Source organism: Streptomyces sp. NPDC056231, from assembly GCF_048270745.1.
Lineage (GTDB): Bacteria > Actinomycetota > Actinomycetes > Streptomycetales > Streptomycetaceae > Streptomyces.
In genome coordinates this window covers 1-6,677 of the sequence record NZ_JBLVKW010000159.1, presented here as the reverse complement: position 1 = coordinate 6,677, position 6,677 = coordinate 1, and the positions used below count along the sequence as shown (strand labels likewise).

The window sequence follows — 6,677 nt, the reverse complement described above, 5'->3', positions numbered from 1 at the left end:
GGCTGCCCCGCGACCGTCTGACAACGGTCAGCGAACGGGAGAAGCACGCCCCGGCACACCTCAACACCAGCCGCCCCCAACAACGTGACAGTGCCCGCGGACGAGCGGTTCCAGTCCCTGGCTGTCGTGCATGTTCGCGCCGGAGATGCCCAGCGACGGCGGCAGCCCGCTCCGGTCAGTGATCAGGTGAATCTTCGATCCCAACTTGCCACGGTCGGTCGGATTCGGTCCTGTCAGCAGCCCCCTTTTGCCGCCCGGACGCTGACGGAGTCGATCGCGCACCGCGACCAGTCCAGCTCGCCCCGGGCACCGAGTTCGTCCAGGACGACGCGGTGGAGCCGGGCCCAGACCCGGTCCCGGCTCCACTGGGCGAACCTCCGGTAGACGGTCTGCCAGGCCGGGCCGAAATCCGGCGGCAGTTGCCGCCACGTACAGCCCGAGGTGGCCACGAAGATGATCGCGGCCAGAGTCTCGCGGTCACCGGCCCGTCGTCGACCGCCGCCCTGAGGACGCTTCACCTCCGTGAGCGGCACCACCCGCCGGAACAGCACCCACAACTCACCCGGCACCAACCGCTCAACCAGATCCGTCATGCACTACTCAACGAGCGATCACGCCATAAGAAACGACGTCTTAAGGCTCACAGGCTCAGGGCTCAGAGCGTGCGGATCACGGGCTCGCCCGGTTCGACGCAGACACGGCGAAGGGCCTGGTTCACGGGTTTGGGAGGCACCCAGATCCACGGTCGGGTGATGTTCACGAGAAAAATGACGTCCGTAAGGTTTTCTCAGTGAAATGATCTCTGTGAAGTGGTGATCCGAGGAGATGGGGCGGAGCGGACGGGGTGCACTCGGCTCCGGAAGCGTGAAGCCCCTGGTAGGACGGTTCTCACCACAAGATCGTCTGTGACAACCAGAGGCTTCACGTTGGTCACCTATGCTGCCACGACGTCCCGCGCCACATCGTCGAGTTCCTCGCCCGACTCCTCACCGCCCATCGCCGACGGATCGGGACCCCCGCGGTTCGCGTGCGCTGGGATCGCTCCGCCTTCGGGGAACCCGCCGCTGCGGAAAGGGCGGCGCCGGAACTGCGTGAACGCTGTGCGCCCGGGTGCGTCTACCTGACCCAGCGGGTCTCCACGACGCCACAGGCGTAGGCGGCCGAGTGGGCGGCCCGGTAGTTCCGCGTGGCGAGCCGGGCCCCGAAGACGCTGGTTCCCGCGCCCGCGAAACCGGGGTTGGTGAACAGCCGGAGCTCGTCGGCCAGGTCCTCTCGCAGCAGGGAGGAGACCAGGCCGGCGCCACCAAAGCAGACCAGGTCCCCGTCGGCCTGTCGCTTCGCATGTTCCACGGTGTCGGTCAGCTCGCCGTTGAGCACCGTGGTCCGTGGCCAGTCGAGTTCGGGCCTGCCCGACCGGCTCACTACAAACTTGGGGAGTGCGCCGATGGCCCGGCTGAACTCCCAGTCGGGGTCGCCGGGATGCTGCTCCGCCATCCGGCCCCAGTGCCCCAGGTAACCCTCGTCCGCCATGGGCCGGCTCAGTAGGATGCCCGAGGCGCTCGCGAGCAGGCCGTTGAAGGCCGCGCGGAGGTCCGTGCTCCACGGCCAGTCGGGGCCCCAATTCCACAATTGCCAGTTGGCGTCGGACAGGCTGCTGTCGACGTAGCCGTCGATGGAGATCTGCATCGCCACAGTCAGGCGGCTCATGATTCTTCCGTCCCTTCGTCATGGTCAGGACTGCGGATGGCTCGGAGGCCGTCCCCCAGTCTCACCCAACGAGTGCCAGCTGGACTCACCAGGCCCCGCCGATCCGAGCCGAAATCGAGACGATAGGTCGGGCGACTGACGTCTCCTCAAGCAAGATCACTTCCAGTGCCTGCGGTGAACGACCTGGAGGAGCGGCGAGCGGCGGCCACACTCGGTCCGCGAGGAAGGCCGCAGGACTCCCGAACTCATCGACATTGATCATGCGGCCTAGCCTCGAAGTGACTCCCGAAGTCGCGTCGAAACCCTTGCGCGTACACAGCCAAGGGCCGCACCGGACGAACTCGGTGCGGCCCTCCTGTACGTGCGGGCTAGGGCGCGCATCGAGTCGTGATCAATCTGCGGATTCAGCCTCGCGGCAGACGTTGATCCGGTAGATCGCTTTGTGTGACGCGAGTGCAACTGACGGACGAAGAGTGGGAGTTCATCGGGCCGTACCTGCCGATCGGCGAGTACGGCCCGTATCCCGAGCACTTGCGGCAGCAGTTCGAGGGCGTGATCTGGAGATTCAAGACCGGCGGGCAGTGGCGGGAGATGCCGCAGGAGTTCGGCGCCTGGTCAACTGTCTCCAACCGCTTCCGTCAGTGGCGGGACGCCGGCGTGTTCGAGCCCCTGCTGGAGGGCCTGATCGCGGAGGCCGCGAAGCGGGGCGAGGTGGACCTGTCCCTGGTCAGCATCGACTCCACCACCGCGCGCGCTCACCACGACGCCGCCGGGATGCACATGAGTGAGGACGTGCTCACTTCTCTGGAGAAGGCCGCGGCCGAGGAGGAGAAGGCCAGGTCAAAGGGGGGAAGTCTCGAAGAACAAAGCGGACGGGATGCCGAGGCGGATCCCGAACGGGAGGAGCGACGACGCGTTCGCCGCCGCCGAAAGCTCCGGCTGAAGTCCGCTCTGCTGGGACGCTCGCGGGGCGGGCAGACCAGCAAGGTCCACCTCGTCGCCGACCGCAAGTGCCGCCCGCTGGCCTTCGTCTTGACCGCCGGACAGGCGGCCGACAGCCCGCAATTCATCCCCGTCCTGAACAAGATCCGGGTCCGTGGACCCGTCGGCCGCCCCCGCACGCGGCCCGCCGCCGTCGCCGGGGACAAGGCCTACTTGTCCCGCGGCAACCGCTCCCACCTGCGCAAACGCCACATCAAGGCCGTCATCCCGGAGAAAGCCGACCAGGCCGCCAACCGGAAGAAAAAGGGCTCCCGGGGCGGTCGACCCGTCAGTCATGACGCCGACCTCTACAAAGAAAGGAACACCGTCGAGCGGCTGATCAACAAGCTGAAGGCATGGCGAGGCATCGCCACCAGATACGACAAGACCCCCGAAAGCTACCTTGCCGGCCTCCACCTCCGCGCCTCGATGATCTGGATCAAAGACCTCATCCGAGCGACTCGTTGATCAACCTCGATGCGCACCTAGCCCCGGAGGTGCAGCCAACGGTGGAGGGCCAAGCGGAGACGGCCGGTGGTCGAATTACTGGCCAGGACGGCTTCGGAGCGTCGGTGGCCCCAAGCCGCCCGTAGCACGGCAACGTCGTGGGCGCCGGGGACGGGCGGGGCTGGCTCCGCGTGCTGGGCGGCCCGGTAGCTGTCGAAGAGGTGCTGCTGCAGTGCGTTCATGCGTCCACTGTGTGTTCAGGCGGTCCCTCCTGGCCTGCCGATTGACAGCCCTCGTCAAGTGGCACGGCAGCCCCCGTCCGGCGCTGCACTATAGGAGCGTGAGCGTGACCATTGACATCACCGGACCGCCACGTGAGCGGATCACCTTCTGCCCCTCGCCGCTGGCTGAACTCGGCAACGCGCTGCACGCTCTGGCCGAGCCGGCTCATCACCCCCGGCTGCACGCCTGGACGACAGCGACCTCCGCCTCACTCAAGCCGGAGCTGGCCGACAGGCTGCTCGAGGCAGACTTCATGTGGAGGTCGACACGCTCCGACTTCCTGATGCCGGCCCAACCCCGCGAGACTCTCGCCGAGGAACTGGACGACCTCGACCGCATGGACGACGAGAAGTTCGTCGGCGCGGCGCTGGAGATCTCGTGCAGCACCAGCCTCTACCCCAAGGGTCTGCCGTCCCCGCTGGTCGACGAGTGGTCGCGGCGCCGTGCGCTCGACCTGGCAGCGGCACGCGGCCCACGCCAGGCGGCCTTCGTCGAGCGGATGCTCACCGAACCCACCGCCACGCGCGCGTGGATCCGACGCCTCATGGAGGACTGCGATCAGGCCTTCTTCGCCGACACCTGGCGCCGGGTCCGCGTCCAGCTCGCGGCCGACGCCCGGCACAAGACCGAGCTGCTGCGCCGCAACGGCCTGGCAGCGGCGCTCACGGCGGCCTCGCCGGCGCTGAGCCTGGAGGAGGACGAGCACGGCAGCCGCATCGTCGTCGACAAGCTGGTACACGGCCGCACCGAGGCCCGGGGCACCGCCGTCCCCCTGGTGCCGAGCATCTTCGGCTGGCCGCACTTCTTCGCCCTCTACGCGCCGGGCTGGCAGCCCGTGATCCAGTACCCGGCCGCCACTCCCGAGGTCGGCGGCACCGAACCCGTGGAGGCAGTGAAGCTGCGCCTGGCCGCACAGAACCACCCGGTGCGGATGAACCTGTGCCGCAACCTCGCACGCGGCGCCTACTCGACGAACGAGCTTGCCGACGCTTACGGCATCACCGCCCCTGAGGTCTCCCGCCATCTTGCCGCCCTGAAGAAGGCCGGGCTGCTCATCACCCAGCGCCGAGGCCGCTACGTCCTCCACGAGCTCGACCTCTCCGTCGTGGCCAGGATCGGCAGCGACTTCCTGGAGTCGGTGCTGCGGTAGGAGCAGCAGCCAGCAGGGCGTCACCCCGCAGCGTCAAGAGAGCCTCGGCCGGATCGCCAAGCGCGCGTCTCGGCGATCCGGATCAAAGACATCACGGCCAGTCATTGATCACGACTCGATACGCGCCCTAGTCCTTCGGCTTCGCTTTGTTCGACTGCCGGGGCGGGACGCCGTACTCGCGGCCGATGCCCCGGAGGGTCTCTTCAGTCCACGGCACCGAGTCGTGCGCGGCAACGGCCGCGTAGGGGAGATCCGGGTCGGCCTTCAGTTCGGCGGCGAGGGCCTTGCGGGCTGCGTGGCGCGTCTTCTCCTCCAGGTCGAGGGCGTCCTTGAAGGCCCCCGCCCACCCCGGGGCGGGGGCCTTCCGCATGCCCTCCGAGTCTTGGGACCGGAAGAAAGCCGCAGGTCGGCTACCATCTCCGCCCGCCAATTCCCGGCTACCACCTCCGCCCGCAAACTCAAGGAGCGGCCCTATGTTCCACGGCTCGATACCCGCGCCCCTCCGCTCGATCATCTACGAGAACGGCCCGAGACCGACATCTACATCGGCTACTCCCGCAACTTCACGATCGAGCGGGTGCTACACAGCAGATTCGGCAACACGCAGCCGGTGCAGGGCAACGACATCACCGCGTACTCGTGCGCCCTGGGCTGGCTCGCCCCGTACATGGGCGCCTTCGCTGGCCGCCTCGCGACGCTGATGCTGGGCATCGTCGAGGCACACCTGACCGACCTCCAGGCCGGCTACACCTCCCCCCAGGGCGAGCCCCTGCACACCGGACAGGTCGGACTCGAGACCGTCTTCGGCGCCCGGCACCTCCCCGCCCCCGCCGCCGTCACCATCAACAAGGCCATCGCAGCAGCAGAAGGACGCGGAGAGATCGAGCAGGGGCAGGGCTGGCGCCTCCTCGAGCGTCTCGCAGGCGAATACCTCTCCGGCCCCAACCACGTCCCCAGTGAACCGGCATGAGCACCCGCCCACCCATCCCCCTCGACCCCGACCTCGACCCGTGGGAACGTCAGCCCAACGAAACCCCCCACAAACACGGACAGCTCACCATCTACCGAGACATCGGCAGAACCCGCACCCTGACCGAAGCCGCACAGAGGCTGACTCTCGCGTACGGGCACGTGAGGAACCTCGCCGCCCAGTACCGGTGGCGAGAGCGCGTCGAGGCGTACGACCGGCACCTGGACCGCCAGTACGAAGCGATGTGGCTGGAGGAGCGCCGGAAAGCCGCCGAGACCGACGCGAAGATCCTGGGCGCGGCGATCGGGAAGCTGGCGCAGCGGCTCACGTCGCTGAACGCGGCCGAGCTGTCGGCCGGCGACTTCATCCGGCTCATGGATGTCGCCATGCGGCACCGGCGGGTCCTGTTCGGTGACCCCACCGAGACGATCGCCGTCACCGGCGAAGGGTCGAACCCGCTGGCCAAGCAGTTCGCCGACTTCGCGCAAATGTCCCCGGACCTGCGCCGCGCCCGCCTTGCCGAGCTCACCGCACAGGTGACCCAGCGCATCCGGGCCGTCGGCGGCAGTGACAACGAGGAGGAGGAGAACACATGACGACGGCCGTGGGTGAGTTGGAGCACCAGGACGACGCAGAGGTCTACCGGCAACTGGAGGCCGCACGGCGGTCCATGAGCCAAGACCTTCTGCGTGACCCCGTGACGCTCGCCCGCGGCCTCGACCGCCAGTTCGTACTGCGCCCGCACCTGCGGGTCATCGGTGACGCACTGGCAGAGGTGGGGCGCGGAGACTACGACCGGCTGCTCATTTTGACGCCTCCGCAGGTTGGGAAGTCGACTTCGGTTGCCGAGTGGTTCCCGTTCTGGTGGCTATGCATGTACCCCATGGACCGGGTCGCGGTCACCTCGTACGGCGACGACCTGGCGCTGCGGCGTGGCAAGAAGATCCGCGCGTACGTCGAGGAGTACGGCGAGGAGTGGGAGCTGTTCGTACAGCCGGGCTCGGGCGCTATGCAGGACTGGTCACTCACCCGGGGTGGCGGTGTCGGCACTGTCACGTTGTTGGGGGCGGCTGGTGTTGAGGTGTGCCGGGGCGTGCTTCTCCCGTTCGCTGACCGTTGTCAGACGGTCGCGGGGCAGCC

The 6,677-nt window shown here is 68.0% G+C and carries 7 protein-coding genes and 2 pseudogenes; 5 read left to right on the top strand and 4 right to left on the bottom strand.

The features are described from left to right. Positions 1–93: 93 nt before the first annotated feature. Positions 94–593, bottom strand: a pseudogene (locus tag ACNPQM_RS43365) (IS5 family transposase); the annotation flags it as partial. A 523-nt stretch (positions 594–1,116) separates the two neighbouring features. After that, positions 1,117–1,707, bottom strand: a complete 591-nt coding sequence (locus ACNPQM_RS43360; protein WP_418088329.1) for a dihydrofolate reductase family protein — start codon at positions 1,705–1,707, stop codon at positions 1,117–1,119. A 444-nt stretch (positions 1,708–2,151) separates the two neighbouring features. Here ACNPQM_RS43360 and ACNPQM_RS43355 point away from each other — a divergent pair, with 444 nt between their 5' ends. Continuing rightward, a complete protein-coding gene (locus ACNPQM_RS43355; RefSeq protein WP_418088328.1) occupies positions 2,152–3,156 on the top strand; it encodes an IS5 family transposase in 1,005 nt (334 codons plus the stop codon). 17 nt (positions 3,157–3,173) lie between these two features. Here ACNPQM_RS43355 and ACNPQM_RS43350 read toward each other — a convergent pair whose 3' ends face one another. Further along, positions 3,174–3,377 carry a hypothetical protein gene (locus tag ACNPQM_RS43350; RefSeq protein WP_365776060.1) on the bottom strand — a complete coding sequence of 68 codons (204 nt, stop codon included), beginning with the start codon at positions 3,375–3,377 and terminating at the stop codon, positions 3,174–3,176. A 98-nt stretch (positions 3,378–3,475) separates the two neighbouring features. On the opposite strand from ACNPQM_RS43350, the gene ACNPQM_RS43345 reads away from it, so the two are divergent. After that, positions 3,476–4,567, top strand: a complete 1,092-nt coding sequence (locus tag ACNPQM_RS43345; protein WP_418088327.1) for a DUF5937 family protein — start codon at positions 3,476–3,478, stop codon at positions 4,565–4,567. 127 nt (positions 4,568–4,694) lie between these two features. On the opposite strand, the gene ACNPQM_RS43340 is transcribed toward ACNPQM_RS43345, so the two are convergent. Continuing rightward, positions 4,695–4,937 (bottom strand): hypothetical protein, encoded by a 243-nt coding sequence (locus ACNPQM_RS43340; protein WP_418088326.1) that lies wholly within the window; start codon positions 4,935–4,937, stop codon positions 4,695–4,697. A 12-nt stretch (positions 4,938–4,949) separates the two neighbouring features. Here ACNPQM_RS43340 and ACNPQM_RS43335 point away from each other — a divergent pair, with 12 nt between their 5' ends. The 3 genes and pseudogenes from ACNPQM_RS43335 to ACNPQM_RS43325 all read left to right on the top strand — a co-directional run. Further along, positions 4,950–5,537, top strand: a complete 588-nt coding sequence (locus ACNPQM_RS43335) for a hypothetical protein (protein ID WP_418088325.1) — start codon at positions 4,950–4,952, stop codon at positions 5,535–5,537. Beyond that, positions 5,534–6,133: a hypothetical protein gene (locus tag ACNPQM_RS43330; RefSeq protein ID WP_418088324.1), complete on the top strand. Its 600-nt coding sequence runs from the start codon at positions 5,534–5,536 to the stop codon at positions 6,131–6,133. Before ACNPQM_RS43335 ends, ACNPQM_RS43330 begins: the two co-directional genes overlap by 4 nt. Next, a pseudogene (locus ACNPQM_RS43325) lies at positions 6,130–6,677 on the top strand (hypothetical protein); the annotation flags it as partial. The gene ACNPQM_RS43330 and the pseudogene ACNPQM_RS43325, both read left to right, overlap by 4 nt.

Coding starts and splice junctions, on each gene's coding strand:
- ACNPQM_RS43340 (WP_418088326.1), bottom strand. CDS start 4,937: ATGCGGAAGGCCCCCGCCCCGGGGTGGGCGGGGGCCTTCAAGGACGCC.
- ACNPQM_RS43330 (WP_418088324.1), top strand. CDS start 5,534: ATGAGCACCCGCCCACCCATCCCCCTCGACCCCGACCTCGACCCGTGG.
- ACNPQM_RS43360 (WP_418088329.1), bottom strand. CDS start 1,707: ATGAGCCGCCTGACTGTGGCGATGCAGATCTCCATCGACGGCTACGTC.
- ACNPQM_RS43350 (WP_365776060.1), bottom strand. CDS start 3,377: ATGAACGCACTGCAGCAGCACCTCTTCGACAGCTACCGGGCCGCCCAG.